This window comes from Sphingomonas sp. P3_C5 (assembly GCF_056402635.1).
On the sequence record NZ_JBFUHA010000006.1, the window covers coordinates 146760 to 161458 of the forward strand.

General features: G+C 62.7%; 15 protein-coding genes. 9 read left to right on the forward strand and 6 right to left on the reverse strand.

What is annotated here, in order from left to right; genetic code table 11:
* The first annotated feature begins 122 nt into the window (after window positions 1–122).
* Window positions 123–860, forward strand: a complete 738-nt coding sequence (locus AC1DVS_RS16235) for a hypothetical protein (protein ID WP_478024716.1) — start codon at window positions 123–125, stop codon at window positions 858–860.
* A gap of 53 nt (window positions 861–913) precedes the next feature.
* On the opposite strand, the gene AC1DVS_RS16240 is transcribed toward AC1DVS_RS16235, so the two are convergent.
* Together AC1DVS_RS16240 and AC1DVS_RS16245 are read right to left on the reverse strand one after the other, a co-directional pair.
* On the reverse strand, window positions 914–1804 hold the full coding sequence (locus AC1DVS_RS16240; RefSeq protein ID WP_478024718.1) for an IS3 family transposase: 891 nt from the start codon (window positions 1802–1804) through the stop codon (window positions 914–916).
* Window positions 1801–2196 (reverse strand): transposase, encoded by a 396-nt coding sequence (locus AC1DVS_RS16245; protein WP_478024720.1) that lies wholly within the window; start codon window positions 2194–2196, stop codon window positions 1801–1803. The genes AC1DVS_RS16240 and AC1DVS_RS16245 overlap by 4 nt, the downstream gene beginning before the upstream one ends.
* Before the next feature lie 157 nt (window positions 2197–2353).
* Here AC1DVS_RS16245 and AC1DVS_RS16250 point away from each other — a divergent pair, with 157 nt between their 5' ends.
* Window positions 2354–2791: a hypothetical protein gene (locus AC1DVS_RS16250; RefSeq protein ID WP_478024722.1), complete on the forward strand. Its 438-nt coding sequence runs from the start codon at window positions 2354–2356 to the stop codon at window positions 2789–2791.
* Between the two features lie 16 nt (window positions 2792–2807).
* On the opposite strand, the gene AC1DVS_RS16255 is transcribed toward AC1DVS_RS16250, so the two are convergent.
* The 4 genes from AC1DVS_RS16255 to AC1DVS_RS16270 form a co-directional block, all read right to left on the reverse strand.
* Window positions 2808–3242, reverse strand: a complete 435-nt coding sequence (locus AC1DVS_RS16255; RefSeq protein ID WP_478024724.1) for a nuclear transport factor 2 family protein — start codon at window positions 3240–3242, stop codon at window positions 2808–2810.
* Window positions 3229–3549 (reverse strand): 1-deoxy-D-xylulose-5-phosphate synthase, encoded by a 321-nt coding sequence (locus AC1DVS_RS16260; RefSeq protein WP_478024726.1) that lies wholly within the window; start codon window positions 3547–3549, stop codon window positions 3229–3231. Before AC1DVS_RS16260 ends, AC1DVS_RS16255 begins: the two co-directional genes overlap by 14 nt.
* Window positions 3550–3686: 137 nt before the next feature.
* Complete coding sequence (locus AC1DVS_RS16265; RefSeq protein WP_478024728.1) at window positions 3687–5075, reverse strand: PI-PLC domain-containing protein; 1389 nt, start codon at window positions 5073–5075, stop codon at window positions 3687–3689.
* Window positions 5076–5252: 177 nt separating this feature from the next.
* Window positions 5253–5885 (reverse strand): SGNH/GDSL hydrolase family protein, encoded by a 633-nt coding sequence (locus AC1DVS_RS16270; RefSeq protein WP_478024730.1) that lies wholly within the window; start codon window positions 5883–5885, stop codon window positions 5253–5255.
* A gap of 1188 nt (window positions 5886–7073) precedes the next feature.
* Between AC1DVS_RS16270 and AC1DVS_RS16275 the strand changes: the two genes are divergently transcribed.
* The 7 genes from AC1DVS_RS16275 to AC1DVS_RS16305 all read left to right on the forward strand — a co-directional run bounded on the left by AC1DVS_RS16275 (window position 7074) and on the right by AC1DVS_RS16305 (window position 14638).
* On the forward strand, window positions 7074–9011 hold the full coding sequence (locus tag AC1DVS_RS16275; RefSeq protein ID WP_478024732.1) for an ATP-dependent helicase: 1938 nt from the start codon (window positions 7074–7076) through the stop codon (window positions 9009–9011).
* Window positions 9012–9295: 284 nt separating this feature from the next.
* On the forward strand, window positions 9296–9688 hold the full coding sequence (locus tag AC1DVS_RS16280; RefSeq protein ID WP_478024734.1) for a hypothetical protein: 393 nt from the start codon (window positions 9296–9298) through the stop codon (window positions 9686–9688).
* A 226-nt stretch (window positions 9689–9914) separates the two neighbouring features.
* Window positions 9915–10592 (forward strand): hypothetical protein, encoded by a 678-nt coding sequence (locus tag AC1DVS_RS16285; RefSeq protein WP_478024736.1) that lies wholly within the window; start codon window positions 9915–9917, stop codon window positions 10590–10592.
* Window positions 10593–10704: 112 nt separating this feature from the next.
* On the forward strand, window positions 10705–11913 hold the full coding sequence (locus AC1DVS_RS16290) for a hydrolase (protein ID WP_478024738.1): 1209 nt from the start codon (window positions 10705–10707) through the stop codon (window positions 11911–11913).
* Window positions 11910–12926, forward strand: coding sequence for an arginine N-succinyltransferase (locus AC1DVS_RS16295; RefSeq protein WP_478024740.1), 1017 nt, complete (start codon window positions 11910–11912; stop codon window positions 12924–12926). Before AC1DVS_RS16290 ends, AC1DVS_RS16295 begins: the two co-directional genes overlap by 4 nt.
* Before the next feature lie 183 nt (window positions 12927–13109).
* Complete coding sequence (locus AC1DVS_RS16300) at window positions 13110–14363, forward strand: N-succinylarginine dihydrolase (protein ID WP_478024742.1); 1254 nt, start codon at window positions 13110–13112, stop codon at window positions 14361–14363.
* 65 nt (window positions 14364–14428) lie between these two features.
* Window positions 14429–14638: a hypothetical protein gene (locus AC1DVS_RS16305; protein ID WP_478024744.1), complete on the forward strand. Its 210-nt coding sequence runs from the start codon at window positions 14429–14431 to the stop codon at window positions 14636–14638.
* Window positions 14639–14699: the final 61 nt, after the last annotated feature.

Consider the following 14699-nt stretch of genomic DNA (forward strand, 5'->3'; position numbering starts at 1 on the left):
AGCGCGCTGCTCTCGCGGGCAATAAAGCTCGCGGCCGGCCGAGTGCCGGCCCCGTAACAAATTCTGGCGGGCCCTGCCCCCGCCTGATATCGTCCCCCAACGTTTTCCCGGGGGCAAGCGACATGGCGACAGCATTTGGCGGCGGCACAAAGGATGGCGGGCTGACCAGCCCGGCCGGGCGGGACCGCGGCTTCTTCCTGATCATGGCGATGGTGATCGCGGCGACGGTGGTGAGCGGCTTCACGCTCAACTTCGTCACCGGCCGATCAAGCCTCGCCTCGCCCTGGTGGGTGCATGTCCACGGCCTCACCTTCATGGGCTGGCTGTTGATCTACCTCACGCAGAACCTGCTGGTCTGGCGCGGCGACCTGGCGCTGCACCGCAAGCTCGGCCGGTTCGCCGCCTTTTATGTCGGCTGGATGGTGCTGGTCGGGCTGGGCGTGAACGTGCTGAGTGCGATCAACCACCGCATCCCGCCCGTGTTCGAGCCCAATGTCTTCCTGGTGATGGACTGGCTGACAGTGCTGACCTTCGCGGGGCTGACCTGGGCCGGCGTGCGCAACCGCAACCGGACCGACTGGCACCGCCGGCTGATGCTGTGCGGCGCGATCCTGGTGATGACGCCCGGCGTCGGTCGGCTGTTGCCGCTGCCGCTGCTGGGGACGTGGATCATCTGGACGATCTGGCTGGTGATGCTCGTCTATATAAGCGCCGCGATGATCTATGACCTGGCGACGCGCGGCAGGGTCCACCCGGCCTATGTCTGGGGGTTCGGCACGATCACCGTGGCGATCGCGCTGATGCGCCCGCTCGCCTTCACCCCGCCGATGCTGGCGCTGACGGCCAGGCTGCTGGGGTGAGTCGGGTCTGTTTCGGGGACACTATTGGAGTGCACCCCTGCGTTGAGACACAGCTAATTGAGTGACACAGCGATATTGCCATAGTTTTGATGGTTGGTGGAGTGGCCGAGTTCGGCTTCGAACTCGACCGGCGGCTTGTACCCGAGCGCTGAGTGAAGGCGCTGGGTGTTGTAGACGGTGTCGATGAACCGGCCGATGTCGCGGCGGGCGTGATCGAGGGTCGCGTAGGCCTTGCCGTTCACCTCTTCGGCTTTCAGGGTTTTCATGAAGCTCTCGGCCTTGGCGTTGTCGTAAGGGTTGGCGACGCGGCTCATGCTGATGGCGATGCCGTGCGCTTCGAGGCGTCGGCCATAGTCGATACTGGCATATTGCACGCCACGGTCGCTGTGATGGATGAGCGTGTCGGGAGCGGGATCGCGTGCGGTGATCGCCATGTCCAACGCCTCGATCGCCAGCCTTGCCTCGAGGTGGTCGTCGATCGCCCAGCCGATCACCTTGCGACTGAACGCGTCGAGCACGACCGCGAGATAGATGAAGGCTTCGCCGAGCCGGACATAGGTGATGTCGGCGACCCAGATCTGATCGAGGCCGGTCGGCACCAGGTAACGGATCAGGTTGGGCACGATCGCAAAGCCGTGTCGGCTGTCGGTGGTGCGCGGGACGAACGGGCTCTTGCGCAGACACAGCAGATTATCCTCGCGCATCAGCCTGAGCACCCGCTTGGCGTTGACGATGTGCCCCTCACGCCGCAGCTGGGCGGTGATCCGGCGATAGCCATAATGCCGATGCGCCAGGCTCAACCGCTGGATCGCATCTCGCAGATCGGCATCCGCGCGCGCCGGCGCATGCTCCTCGAAGTGACGGTAATAGCCGGCGCGCGACACACAGCCGAGCTGGCACAGCCGATGGATAGTGGGACCGCCTTGCGTCTCCTGCGCGGTCATGGCTTCGATGATCGCGTAGATGTGGGCACGGTGCCGCTCGGGCTGTCCGCGTCCGTGAGTCGCAAGGCTCTGCGAAAAAAATCCAGGTCAACCTGCTGGCGACCGACGAGGCGCTCAAGCTCGGCGACCCGTGCCTGAGCCTGCGCCAGCGGGTCGATCGGCGTCGCGCGCTCAGGTGGTGGACTCAAACGACGGCCTCCGGGCTTGGGGCCGCGCTTGCGATTAAACCCTGCTACGCCCTGCTCGCGGTAAGCCTTGGCCCAAGCGTAAAGCAGCTTGCGACGCACACCCAACTCGGCAGCCAGCGCCGTAGCCTGCTCGCCAGCTTCCAGGCGCAACACCGCCCGTTCCTTGAACTCAGTCGTGAATATCCTTGGCGTTCGGTTCGACACGTTACCTCCTCGGCTACCGTGTCACCCAATTACCGTGTCTCACTCAAGGGGTGCAGTCCACTATACTAAATAGATTAGTATAGTGTCCCCGAAACTGGGCTGCCGGTTCGTCACGGCTCTGGCCATCAACGCGCACTCGCGATAAGGCCCGGAAATCATGACATCCAGCCGCCTGCGCCGCGCCACCATGGTCGGGCTTCTTCTCCTTGCAGGCTGCACGCCGTTTTCGGACATGGTGCATGATGAGACCCTGGATGGCCCGTATCGACTGTCGGCCATAGATGCGGATGAAGACATGTCCATCTGCTGGTCGGGGCCAGACGGCATATGCATCGGAGACGGCCTTCCCGGCCCCACGGTGTTCGCAGCGGGCTATGATAAGGGCTATCTCGTCGCCGCCGTCCATCCGCAAAAATCCCCGGCCCCGCCGGATCGCTCAGTGACTCACTATTATTATGTGATCCGGTCTCCGGACGAAGCGCAGAGATTGCCGTACAGCGGCATCAGGGGACCGTTCGACGAGGCCACCTACACTGCAGAAAAGGCGCGGCTGCACCTTCCCGAATTCACCCGGGTGTTCGAGAACTTACGATAGCTCACCGGGAGGCGGGTCACCCGCCAACCGGCCGAAACTCCCGCCGAAACACGGCCGCGCGGATCCGCGTATAATGCTCGCCTTGGAAATCATAGAAGACGAAGCTGTTGAGATAATAGCGGTCGCCGAGCGCCATTGGCCGAGCCGCGAAATCCGGCGCATCGCATGTCGCGAGGAACTCGGATTCGATCTCGGCCGCAAGCGTGTTTCCGCTCGCGAAGCACTGGACGATCTCGATCGTGCGGCTGACCTGCTGCTTCACCTCGCGGTAGAAATCGATGATCGCCTCGCGCCCGATAAGCTCAGTGCCGTTGCCGATCACCAGCCGGACATCGGGCGCATAAAAGCCGCGCAACGCATCCCAGTCACTGCCGTTGAAGGCGTGCAGATAGGCGCGAAACCGCGCTTCGGCCGTCATGCCGCGCATGCCCGCGACATCAGCGAGCCTCACCCTGGCCGCGAATGTCCCGCCAATATTCGTCTTTCACATCGGCATCGATCTCGATCGGCACGGTGCTGCGGTCATAAAGCCGGTCACGGCCATCCTTGCGCGGCCCGGAAATCCAGAACTGCGCGCGGGTCTCTGCGTCGAAATAATTGGCTTTGAAGCCCTGCCCTCCGAGCCGCTGGAAGGTCCGCCCTGAATAATGAAGCGACAGGCCAGATTTCGACAGCGTGACGCGGCCAATCCGCGCGGGCCCATTGAGGCCCTCTGACTTGTCCTCAATGTACATGATGCGCGTCTTTTTGGCGGTCATTGGGGATGCCTTTCAGCCGCATTTCTAGCTGATTTCAAGCGTTACTTTGGGTTTCGCTGATACACGCAACAACCCTGTTCGCGCACAATCCCTTTGCTGTCAGGCAATCCCTCTCGGCTAGCTGATAAAGTCCGCGCTCAATCCCGTGCGCGCTGCTCGGTCACCTCGATTGCGGTGTCGACCATGCAATTGTCGACAAAGTCGTTGAGGAACACGAGCAGATGATCCGGCGACAGCCGCTTGGCGGCGTTGGCGCGCAGCCAGGGATTGGTCGCGGCATCCATCATCGCCTTGGTCGCCAGCAGGGGTGAGGAGGCGTCGCTCGACGTGGCGATCGAGGCCGCGACGACCTTACCGATATTGGTCGCTGTCGCCTGCATCTGCATCATGACATAGTCGGTGGTCGGCGGCATTTCCCGCTTCATCCCCTCAAAGGCCTTGATGATCGGGCCGGGCGTCAACGTGGCATAGGCCCCGCTCCAGCTGTTGTAGAAGCGCGTCTCGTCTTCGATCTGGTTGAGGAAGATCAGGCGGGTGTTGTCGCGGATCAGCGCCTCATAGCTGCTTGCCAGATCCCTCACGCCGCCGATACCGATCGGTTTCGAGAGCTTTGCCCTGGGGATCGCAGTCTCCAGAGCCTGATCGACAGCCTCCGCGGTCGGCTTCATCGCGTTGGTGGCGAAGCCCTGGGTATTCGCGCTGACCACCACGATCTCGCCGGGGTTCTCGTCGAGCCAGCGCAGCACGTCCACGAGAAATTCTACATAGGGATAGCCGGGGATCAAGCCGTGCTGGTGATAGAGCTCCTTCGGCGTGATGCCGCTGATCGTATGGTGCATCCAGCCCGGGCGGAAATCGAAAAAGCGGGTGCCGATGTCGAGCTGCGTCCGGATATTGTCCTTCTGCGTCATCGAGAGATTGGCGATGGCGCGCGGCCCCAGGGCGGCCGCGACTATGCCCAGGCCAAATGCTGCGGTCGTCGCGAGCAGGAACGCGGGATGGCTGATGACCCTCCTGACCATGCGCATGTCGAACATGCCGGCATCATGGGAGCCGGGCAGCGCGAACCGGGCGAAGGGCCCGCGCGCGACGCGCGGATTGCGCTTCGCGAGATCGCCCATCCAGCGGCGCTGATCGCGCGTCGCATAGATGTAGAGCTGATGTTGGTTGGTCATCCCCGAGACCTTGCCCGATCCCGCGTCGTACAGGCCCCAGCAGACGGTAGGATTACCGATCCGCGGCGGCGTGTTGAACATATTGTGCATCGTGCCCCTTTTGAGGTTGCCGTCCCACGAGCTGATGTCCTCCCACTGCCTGAACATCTCCTTGCCGCGATCGGTCGTGACCCATTCGAGCCTGCCGGTATATCTGGTCAGACCGCGGATGTTTTTCGACTGGATCTGGAAGTTGTTGTGCTTGAAATTGGCTTCGGGGCCGTGGGAGCGATGAATCGCCGGCACGGCCAGATCGGTCCGGAGACTTTCCGAATCCGAGTAAAGATAATAATCGACTCCTTTCGCGTACATGATCTTTTCCTTTCGCCGATGCGGATCGTTTCGCACGCGAAATATGACCCCGAAAGTCGGTTACAGCGTTATCGAAGAATTATGCCGATAAAGTGGAACCAAAGTTGTGGCATCGCTCTCTAATTCGGTGGACATTGGGGGATTTCGGTGACACGTGTCCCCATATCTCCCCACACATCAAATCCACACCGCGGAGCGGCTGCGCTCCTCCGCGCCGTCGGCAACGAAGGACGCGATCGCCGCCGCGATCTTGTCGCCACCCTGTTCGGAGGGTTCGATCGGATTGGCGAAGTCCGCCAGATTGGTGCACACCACGCGCAGATCGATCAGGCCAACGCCGCGCGCGAAAGCCAGACGGGTTATCGCATCGTTGAACAAGGCCAGCGCCGCGTTCACCCGCCGCCCCTGCGGCTCGGGATAATGGGTGTCGTAAATCGTGCAGACCGCCGTCGGCAGGCGCCGCGCGGCGACCGCGTCCAGCATCACCCGATAGGCGGTGGCGAAAACCGCCTGCGCATCGGCAAGCCGCTCGAGCGCCTCGCCGATCGAACGGGTGGGCGCGTTCAACAGGCTGGCATGGCCGAGCGCGTCATTGCCGCCCACCGAGACGACCAGATGGGTCGCATCGCCGGGCAGGCGCTGCAACTGCCGGGCCGCGACATCCCTGGTGACGTTGCCGTCCACCGCCAGCAACGTCGCCGTGCCACTGTCGCCCAGCCGGCGCCGGAGTTGATGGACGACATCGGGTGCCGGGGTGACATAGGCGCGATTATCGAAGACTGAGTCTCCGAGGAGGACAACATGGGTCATGTGCGTGCGCCTTCCATGCGAGGGCGCCGAAGCGTGGGGACGGCAAAAACCGCCGCCGCAACGGGAAGGCGCAGATTGCCCTGGTGAGAAGGCAGCAAAGTCTCCTGCATCGCCTCGCTACTCTTCCCCGTTCTGGCCCGTGCCGGGACTGTCCGGCGCCTGTCGCTTACGCGCTTTTTTATTGGAGTGCATGATATGAAAACTGCGGGCAAGGACATCCGCGGAACCGGAAGCGTGCAACGCTCGACAATCGATCGCAGCAAGCAGCCGGAGTTACGAGTTAGGGGGTTTTGCCACGTGGCGTCGTAGTTGGCAGCGCAGTATGTGCTGGGGTTGCTGGGCAGGCGATTGGTCTAGGGGGCGCTTCAGGAGCTCTGGGCACTTCCGCTACGAGCGGCCTTAGAGTTGTATGAAACAGCGTTATTTCGTCCGTGCCCGCCAAGTACAAAATCGCTAATAGAGAGAATGTAATATAAATTTGCGGCCCGATGGCCCAATTTGTAAAAACATTGGTTTTGCTGGCCGCTAAATTTGAATTGTCCTTTGGAGATTCTATCCCGCACCGAGCCAGGGCCTTTTGACCTTCCCGAACGTAGTGCCACGCAAGTTGGCTGTCAGCTGCTGTGCGCTTGAACGCACCATAGACGTACCAGCCGTATATTAAGATAAGGACTAAGCCTGCTAACCAGCTTAAATGAGTAAAACCGCGGTAAGTTGCGGCGACGAGGAGAGCCCAAATACTCAGACTCATTCGTAATTCATTCGTTCTACGAGCGTCCAAGCGCGCGGAAGCGAACCTTGCTAAGGTATCGCAAGCTGCGACAAGCTCTAGGTCATCGGACATTTTTTTTATGGCCATCGGTCACCCCTTTTGATCAGACACGCCACTTTGCACGTCGTGATTCCAAACTGAGTAGCATGAGGCCAATTTGGCCGCCCGATGATATATATCCATATTTAGCAGGATTTCGGATTTCGGGAAGTCGAGGAATTACGGAACCCTCGTAACTCTGGTTTCAAATTAATACTTCGTCCCTTATTTGAACCAGATTGAGCATCCTCGCAGATGCCAAGTTAGCGATGGGTATATCAGTCAAAATGGATCATATTCGTCATAGAAATGATCGCAACAATCTGTCGTCTGCCAGCCTGGCATGTTAGCAGCTCTATAATATTTAGGAGTGTGGAATGGCTTGGTCAGACGGTCTCAATCCCTTATCGCCGGCATATGGCATCGCGGCGAGCGCCAATGCCCGCGTTCGGGTAATCGCGGGGCCGGGGACGGGCAAATCCTTTGCGATGAAGCGGCGCGTGGCGCGCCTTCTCGAAGAGGGCGTCGACCCTAGGTCAATCCTGCCAGTGACCTTCACCCGTGTCGCCGCGGAAGATCTTCACCGCGAACTTGTCGGCATGAACGTGCCCGGTTGCGAGGCGCTGAACGGTGTCACGCTGCATAGCCTTGCCTTACGAATCCTGATGCGTAACCATGTGCTTGGCGCCACCGGTCGTATTCCGCGACCGCTGAACGATTTCGAGTTGAAACCGCTCGAAGCTGATTTGGCCGAGGCTCACGGCGGCGTCAGGGAACTGCGCAAGAAGACTAAGGCATTCGAGTCAGCGTGGGCACGCCTTCAGCACGATGAGCCGGGTTATGTGCAGCATCCGGACGACCTTGCCTTCGAGCGCGATCTCTACGGCTGGTTGATCTTCCATCGGGCAATGTTGATCGGGGAAGTGATCCCCCAGCTTTATTCTTACCTGCATGCCAATCCGCTTGCCCACGAGCGGTCCGAGTTTCACCACATCCTCGTCGACGAGTTTCAAGATCTGAATCGAGCCGAGCAAGGGGTCATCGCCCTGCTATCCAATGCGGCTAATGTCTGCGTCGTCGGTGACGACGATCAATCGATATACAGCTTCAAGCATGCCCATCCGGAAGGCATTCGCACTTGGCTTGCGGAAAATGCGGGTGCCGACGATCTGACTTTGGACGATTGCCGGAGGTGCCCGACGCGAGTGGTCGCGATGGCGAACGCCCTAATCGCCTGCAACGTAAACCGACCCAATCCCCGTGCCCTGACCCCCCTGGCAGCAAATGGCCAAGGCGATGTACGGATTCTGCAATATGTTACACTTGACGATGAAATTACCGGCGTGACCAACCTGATCGTCAACATGGTCGCGAATGGTGTGCCGCCCGGCGATATTCTCGTCCTTGCGCAGCGCGGCGTGATCGGAACACCGATCTACAATGCGCTTCATGCACAGGCTGTTCCCGTGCGCTCCTATTACGCCGAGGCAGAGCTAGACGCGCAAGGGGCTCAGGAACGGTTCGCCTACCTTAAGCTTCTAGTTGATCGTGAAGACCGCGTCGCGTTGCGTTGGCTAGTGGGTTTGAACAGTGCGAACTGGCTCTGCGGCGGCTATCGGCGATTGCGGGGATTTGCGGACGCGCAGGCGATCTCGCCGTGGCAAGCGCTTTGCGCACTCGCCGATGGTCTTGTACGAGTCCCCCACACCGGCCCTCTCGTCAGCCGGTTTCGCGTTATCCGGGCCGAGATCGACCGCCTAGCGGCGTTGCATATCGATGCCGGCACAGGCGGCATCGTGGAAGAGTTTTTTCCTGACGGCGACGATGGCGTGCGCGATCTTCGTGCACTGGCACTTGGGTTGGTGGAGGGCGATCCCGCGATTGCCTTGGATCAGTTTCTGTCTGACCTTTCCGACGCGATTACCAAGCCTGAAATCCCGACAGAAATTGAGGATGTCCGGATTATGAGCTTACACAAAAGCAAGGGCCTTTCCGCGCCCGTCACAATAATTGCTGGTTGTATCGAGGGTCTCTTGCCAAAGCAGCCGCGCGATGGTCTGACCGCTGCCGAAACGCTGGCGGAGATCGAGGAGCAGCGCCGCCTCTTTTATGTCGGCATATCGCGCGTGAAATCCTTGCCTACCGCCGGCAAGCCGGGAACGCTTATTCTGACTAATTCACGCATGATGCCGTTGGCTACCGCCATGGGCGCAGGTATCGCGCCGGCGCAGGTCAACTATGGCGATGCCCATATGATCGCTTCGCGATTCATCCGCGAAATGGGTGCCTCGGCGCCGGCACCGGTCGCCGGCTGAGCGTGAGCGTACGGACTGCTCGCTCCATCGGCGCACGCTTATTCGGATTTCACCTTAATCGTCTTCATGCGTGGGAGATGCGCTACGCTCTTAATGCTTCCCCAGATTCGACTGAATAGTCTCGGCTCCGCCCCAATTTCGACACCACGCCTCACAATCGCTTCCCTGCGAAGGTGGACAAACCTTAACGACCGCGCCGCTAAACCCACTGTCGCAGGCCCCGAAGATGCACACGATACCATGCGGACGAGCCGTCCATATGTCCGCACGGCAAGGGAGATTATATGGCTACCGATGACAAGCTGTCGGCCACCGGCAATAACATGCGTGCGCTCATCATCCAGATCATCAATTCGAGCGATATGCCCGTCATCATCAACTACGGACAGCTGACGGGCGGTGAATGGGATGGCCCCGATCCCATGCCGGGGAACATGATCGACGCGGGCGAGGTGTCTTTCGTCAATGGCGGGAACCGTGACTCACTCGGCGGTACCATCCAGCTGTCGCCCATATCCGGCGGGACGATCACCATCACCTGGTCATGGCCGTTCGGCGGGGCTGTGACCGGCAGCGCCAGCGGCACCTCGCTCATGGACCTCTCGCTGAAAACCGGCATCGTCAACAAGCAAAGCATGACTCCAACGCAGCAGATATTCATCGGCAACGCCACATAGCTGGCCCAGGCGCCGGGATTGACGGCGAAGCTAACGGACTGCTTGGCCGCGCCTGCTACAGGCTGCGGGGCCTTTGTGACAGTTTGCTTGCATTGTACATATAATATTGATTTATAACGATAATTATTATGAACACGCCCCACAAAACCCCTGTCAGAACCCTACTGACATTTTGTCCGCCCCCACCTTGATTCAACCCCAACCCCACCCGCGCTATCCCAGCGCCATGATCTACAAACCAGAATTCGCCGAACAGGCCAGCCACATGTGTCGCCTCGGCGCCACCGACGAAGAGCTCGCCGAGTATTTCGAGGTCTGCGTCCGCACCATTTATCGCTGGCGCAACACGCATGAGGAATTTGCCGACGCGGTCGTGGTCGGCAAGCACCATGCCGATGCCCGGGTCGAGCGCGCGCTCTATTCGCGGGCCGTGGGGTGCAGCGTCGAGCGCACCAGGGTCTTCAGAAACGCCGGCGACGAAAAGCCGGTCTGCGTGACCTATCAGCACCATTACCCGCCCGATGCCAACGCCGCGCGGCACTGGCTCAGCGTGCGCCAAGCCGAGACATGGGCTGCCCGGAAAGAGGAAGAGGCGGAGGACACCGAGCAGGACGAGAGAATCTGGAAGGCTCTTGCCCGTTCAGACGCGTATGAGGATGCCCTTTCCGCGCCCCGTGACGCCGAATATGAGCAACCCCGCCCCATGGCGCCATACGAGGCGCCACCAGAGGCCGATGTACCGCCGCCTCGGCCGGGGCCGGAGCCCGAGCGGGATCCGGAGCGAGACACCACATGGGAGCGCCCCACCCGCGAATGGAACGGCCCAAGCCCCATATGGGACCCAAAGCCCATCCCGCAGCCATCGCCCTGGGGTTCCGAGGACAGCAGGAATCGCCCGCCATGAACACCGCGCCGCCAGCGCGGATTCCGGCAGCGCCGCCCGTCCCCGCCCGCGCACCGCTTTTCCGCCCCGCCATGGTTCCCGAGCCACCAGAATGCAGCTACCACTTGCCCGCATGACCGGACTCACCCCCGCGGAACGAGACGCGATCGACCGACTCGCTGATGCCCCGATGCTCGCCCAGGTCCAGTCATGGGCCGCGATCAACAGCGGCACGCGCAATCTCGATGGCGTCGCGACAATGGCCGGAATGCTCGCCGACGCCTTCGCCGCCCTGCCCGGCGACATCGCGCTGGTCGATCCCGCGCCCGTCACCAGCGTCGGGGCGGACGGCACCACAGCCAATCTCCAGCACGGCCGCCACCTCCACCTCAGGGTCCGCCCCAACGCGCATGTCCAGATGCTGTTCACCGGCCATATGGACACCGTCTATCCCGCCGATCATCCCTTCCAGGCGCTGACCTTCCGCGACGATGGCACGCTGAACGGCCCCGGCGTCGCCGACATGAAGAGCGGCCTTTCGCTGATGCTCGCCGCGCTCAAATCGGTCGAGGCGTCCCCCCTCGCCTCGCGGATCGGCTATGAGATCGTGATCAATTCGGACGAGGAAACCGGCTCCTTCTCCTCGGCCGCGCTCCTCGCCGAGGCGGCCCACGGCAAGGTCGCCGCGCTCACTTATGAGCCGGCCTTGCCAGACGGCACGCTGGCGGGCGCGCGCGGCGGCACCGGCAATTTCTCGATTCTGGTGCGCGGCCGAAGCGCCCATGCCGGCCGCAACCCGGAAGAGGGCCGCAACGCGATAGTCGCCGCCGCCGATCTCGCGCTCCGGCTGAGCAAGGCGGGCGGCCCCGGCCTCGCGGTCAATCCGGCGCGGATCGAAGGCGGCGGCCCCAACAATGTCGTGCCGGATCTCGCCATCCTCCGCGTCAATTTCCGCCCCGCCGCCCAAGCGGATATCGACCGCGCCCGCGCCCAGATCGACGCAGCGGTCGCCACGGTTGCCGCCGAGCATGACGTGGCGATCGAAGTCGATGGCAGCTTCAACCGCCCGCCCAAGCCGATCGACCCCGGCGCCGCGAAGCTGTTCGATCTCGTGAAGCACGCCGGCGCCGATCTGGGCCTGGCGATCGGCTGGCGCGCGACCGGCGGCGTGTGCGACGGCAACAATATCGCTGCCTGCGGCGTGCCGGTGGTCGATACCATGGGCGCGCGCGGCGGCGCGATCCACTCGCCCGACGAATTCCTGATCGTCGACAGCCTCGCGGAACGCGCGGGCCTGTCGGCGCTCACCATCATGCGCATTGCCGAAAAGGGGGGCTTGTGACGTTTCGTATCCGCGCCGCGCGCGACGAGGATCTTCAGCCGCTCTACGAGATGGCCAAACTGACCGGCGGCGGCTTCACCAACCTCCCGCCCGATCGCGGCGCGCTGAAGGCCAAGCTCGATCGCAGCCATGAAGCCTTCGCGCGCACCAACGACGATATCTCCGACGATCTGTTCGTGCTCGTTCTCGAAAACGCGGCGACCGGCGATGTTCGCGGCACCTGCCAGATCTTCACCCAGGTCGGCCAGCGCTACCCATTCTACAGCTACCGCATCGGCACCCTCACCCAGCACAGCGCCGAGCTCGGCCGCACCTTCCGCGCCGATATGCTCTCGCTCACCACCGATCTCGAGGGCTGCAGCGAAGTCGGCGGCCTGTTCCTGCATCCCGGCGAGCGCGCCGGCGGCCTCGGCATGCTGCTCGCGCGCAGCCGCTACCTCTTCATCGCCCAGCACCGCGCCCGCTTCGCCGATCGCATCCTCGCCGAGCTGCGCGGCATCATCGACGAAGCCGGCGGATCGCCCTTCTGGGATGGCCTTGCCGGCCGCTTCTTCGGCATGAATTTCCAGGACGCCGACCAGTTCAACGCAGTCCGCGGCCACCAGTTCATCGCCGATCTCTTCCCCAAGCACCCGATCTACATCGCCATGCTGACCGAAACCGCCCGCGCCGCGATCGGCCTCCCCCACCCCTCGGGCCGCGCCGCGATGCGCATGCTCGAAAATGAGGGCTTCGCCTTCGAGAATTATGTCGACATCTTCGACGGCGGCCCAACCATGACCGCCCGCACCGACACCGTCCGCACGATCCGCGACGTCCGCCCGGCGCGCATCTTCGCGGTAGATGACGATGGCGGCGCCCAGTCCCTGATCGCGACCGGAAGGCTGGCGGAGTTCCGCTGCGCCTATGGCCGCGTCCGAGACTGCGGCAACGGAATCGCGATCGACAAGGCCTGCGCCGCAGCACTGGCGGTAAAGGAGGATGACAATGTCAGCCACGTCGGACGGCTGTGAGCTTCTTCTAAAAGCCCCTCCCCTTCAGGGGAGGGGTTGGGGTGGGGGAGTGCCTCAAGTGACGCCTCGGCGGGGGATAGAGTCCCCCACCCCCAACCCAGTGTCAGGTCGGACATGCTCCCAGCATGTCCTGAACAGCGCGGGGCGCTGTTCACCTGACACTCCTGAAGGGGAGGGGCTTAGATGATCCAGGAAATCAACTTCGACGGCCTCATCGGCCCCAGCCACAACTATGCCGGCCTCAGCCCCGGCAACCTCGCCGCCACAAACAACGCCGGCAAGATCGCCGCCCCGCGCCGCGCAGCACTGGAGGGCATCGCCAAGATGCGCGCCAACCTCGCGCTCGGCCTCCCCCAGGGCATCCTCGTCCCCCTCGCCCGCCCCGATCACATCTGGCTCGAAAGCCTCGCAACCACCTATGCCGAGGCAAGCGACCATCTCCAGGCCCAGGCCCTCTCCGCCTCGGCGATGTGGGCGGCGAACGCAGCCACCGTCTCCCCCGCGCCCGACACAGCGGACGGCCGCTGCCACCTCACCGTCGCCAATCTCGCAACCATGCCGCACCGCAGCCACGAATGGCCCGGCACCCTCGCCCAGCTCCGCCTCGCCTTCGCCGATCCAGCCTTCGCGGTCCATGCGCCCGTCCCGCCACCGTTCGGCGACGAGGGCGCGGCCAATCACATGCGGCTCTGCGCGGCGCACGGCCAGCCGGGCGTCGAGGTGTTCGTCTATGGCGTCGCCGGCGGCCCCTTCCCCGCCCGCCAGCACCGCGAGGCGAGCCTCGCCGTCGCCCGCCGCCACCGGCTCGATCTCGGCTACACCCTGTTCGTCGAGCAATCCGAAGCGGCCATCGCAGCCGGCGCCTTCCACAATGACGTGGTCGCCGTCGCAAACGAGCGCGTCCTGTTCGCCCACGAACAGGCCTTCGCCGACAAGGATCGCTTCTACGCCGATCTGCGGGATCGCCTGCCAGAGGTCGAGATCGTCGAAGTCCCCGCCTCCCGCGTCAGCCTCGCCGACGCGGTCTCCTCCTATCTGTTCAACGCCCAGCTCGTCACGCTCGCGGACGGCGGGATGGCGCTGATCCTCCCGGAGGAAGCCCGCGAGAACCGCAATGTCTGGGCCTGGCTGCAGGAGATGGTCGCCGGCAACGGCCCGATCCGCCGGCTCGAAATGGTCGATGTCCGCCAGTCCATGGCCAATGGCGGCGGCCCCGCCTGTCTGCGCCTGCGCGTCGTCGCCGATCCCGCCTCGGTCGATCCGCGCTTCCTCGTCGACGATGCGAAGCTCGATCTGATCGCGGGCATCGTCGAGCAATATTGGCCCGAGCAGATCGCCCCCGAAACGATCGCCGATCCATCGCTGATCGGCGCGATCGAGCGCGCCCGCGACGCCCTGTTGGAAGCGCTCAATACTGTCGAATTAATTGACAATTAACCCTTTTCTTTAAACCGGAATCGCGGGAATCCGGGATTGGCCCGCCTATTGCTTAACATCCAGGCATGTGGACCAAATTCGCCCGCCTCTTCGTGATCAAGTCCAGGTTCGAGGCCTTCGCCGTGATCTACGGCCTCGGCACGGGCGCGGTGGAGCGCGGTGTCCATTACCTCCAGCAATATCCCGGCTTCGGCGGCTGGATGCTCTTCTCGGTCTGCCCGATCGCCGTGTTCATGGCCGGCGGCCGCATCCTCGATTCGCTCGACCGCGGGTGACGCGCTCCCCCGCCGGAACGACATGGTTGGCAGCCCGGGAAGCAGATTGTTTCGGTACCGC

Excerpts from the sequence above, each read along its gene's own strand:
- AC1DVS_RS16260 (WP_478024726.1), bottom strand. The coding sequence starts at position 3,549 with ATGACCGCCAAAAAGACGCGCATCATGTACATTGAGGACAAGTCAGAG.
- AC1DVS_RS16300 (WP_478024742.1), top strand. The coding sequence starts at position 13,110 with ATGATCCAGGAAATCAACTTCGACGGCCTCATCGGCCCCAGCCACAAC.
- AC1DVS_RS16280 (WP_478024734.1), top strand. The coding sequence starts at position 9,296 with ATGGCTACCGATGACAAGCTGTCGGCCACCGGCAATAACATGCGTGCG.
- AC1DVS_RS16290 (WP_478024738.1), top strand. The coding sequence starts at position 10,705 with ATGACCGGACTCACCCCCGCGGAACGAGACGCGATCGACCGACTCGCT.
- AC1DVS_RS16305 (WP_478024744.1), top strand. The coding sequence starts at position 14,429 with ATGTGGACCAAATTCGCCCGCCTCTTCGTGATCAAGTCCAGGTTCGAG.
- AC1DVS_RS16250 (WP_478024722.1), top strand. The coding sequence starts at position 2,354 with ATGACATCCAGCCGCCTGCGCCGCGCCACCATGGTCGGGCTTCTTCTC.
- AC1DVS_RS16270 (WP_478024730.1), bottom strand. The coding sequence starts at position 5,885 with ATGACCCATGTTGTCCTCCTCGGAGACTCAGTCTTCGATAATCGCGCC.
- AC1DVS_RS16265 (WP_478024728.1), bottom strand. The coding sequence starts at position 5,075 with ATGTACGCGAAAGGAGTCGATTATTATCTTTACTCGGATTCGGAAAGT.
- AC1DVS_RS16235 (WP_478024716.1), top strand. The coding sequence starts at position 123 with ATGGCGACAGCATTTGGCGGCGGCACAAAGGATGGCGGGCTGACCAGC.
- AC1DVS_RS16240 (WP_478024718.1), bottom strand. The coding sequence starts at position 1,804 with ATGACCGCGCAGGAGACGCAAGGCGGTCCCACTATCCATCGGCTGTGC.
- AC1DVS_RS16285 (WP_478024736.1), top strand. The coding sequence starts at position 9,915 with ATGATCTACAAACCAGAATTCGCCGAACAGGCCAGCCACATGTGTCGC.
- AC1DVS_RS16275 (WP_478024732.1), top strand. The coding sequence starts at position 7,074 with ATGGCTTGGTCAGACGGTCTCAATCCCTTATCGCCGGCATATGGCATC.